1 protein-coding gene is annotated in these 882 nt (G+C 78.7%); it reads left to right on the top strand.

Annotated features, from left to right (window positions below; translation table 11 throughout):
• Window positions 1-797 (top strand): aminotransferase class III-fold pyridoxal phosphate-dependent enzyme (locus VT52_RS35000; protein ID WP_143071000.1); only part of this gene is annotated, 797 nt, incomplete at its 5' end.
• Between the last annotated feature and the right edge of the window lie 85 nt (window positions 798-882).

Raw genomic sequence — 882 nt, 5'->3', positions numbered from 1 at the left:
CCGGCGTCGGCCGCACCGGCGCCTTCTGGGCCGTCGACCACAGCGGCATCACCCCCGACGTCATGGTCCTCTCCAAGGCCATCGGCGGCAGCCTCCCGCTGGCCGTCATCGTCTACCGCGACGACCTCGACGGCTGGCCGCCGGGCGCCCACGCGGGCACGTTCCGCGGCAACCAGCTCGCGATGGCGGCGGGCACGGCGACGCTCGCCCACGTCCGGGAGAACGGGCTGGCGGAGCGGGCGGGGCGGCTCGGGACGCGGATTATGGACCGACTTCGTTCGGACATCGGCGGGCTGGCGTGTGTGGGGGAGGTACGGGGGCGTGGACTGATGATCGGCCTGGAACTGGTGGACCCGGAGGGGCCGACGGGGGAGCCGGCGGCCGGTGAAGAATCCGCCGCCGTCGGCCGGGGCGGTGCGGGGCCCGCCGGCCACGGCTCGGGCGCCGTGCCTCCCGGCGGCGGGCGTCCGGCTCACGACTCCGGCCCGGCCTCCCTCGGGGCCCGGCCCGGTGCCTGCGGCTGCGACCCCGCGTCCCCCGCCGCGCCCCGTCCCGCCGCCCCCAAACTCGCCGCCGCCGTCCAGCGTGAGTGCCTGCGGCGGGGACTCATCGTGGAGCTGGGCGGGCGGCACTCCTCGGTGGTCAGGCTGTTGCCGCCGCTGACGATCAGCGACGAGCAGACGGCGGCCGTACTGGACCGGCTGACGGACGCGGTGGCGGCGGTGGCCCGCGACGCCGCCTCGGGCAGCGGCCCGAGGCGCGCGACCCGGTCCGACCCGGCGCCCCGCACCGGCTGAGCGCGCGCAACCGCAGAACGCCGCCCACCGCGACCGCCGTGGTCCCCGGGGCCGCCGGCCCCGGTCCTGCCCCTGCCCCCTGCCC

The organism is Streptomyces malaysiense, from assembly GCF_000980885.2.
In the GTDB taxonomy this organism is placed as follows: domain Bacteria; phylum Actinomycetota; class Actinomycetes; order Streptomycetales; family Streptomycetaceae; genus Streptomyces; species Streptomyces malaysiense.
This window is presented reverse-complemented; position numbering and strand designations above follow the sequence as displayed.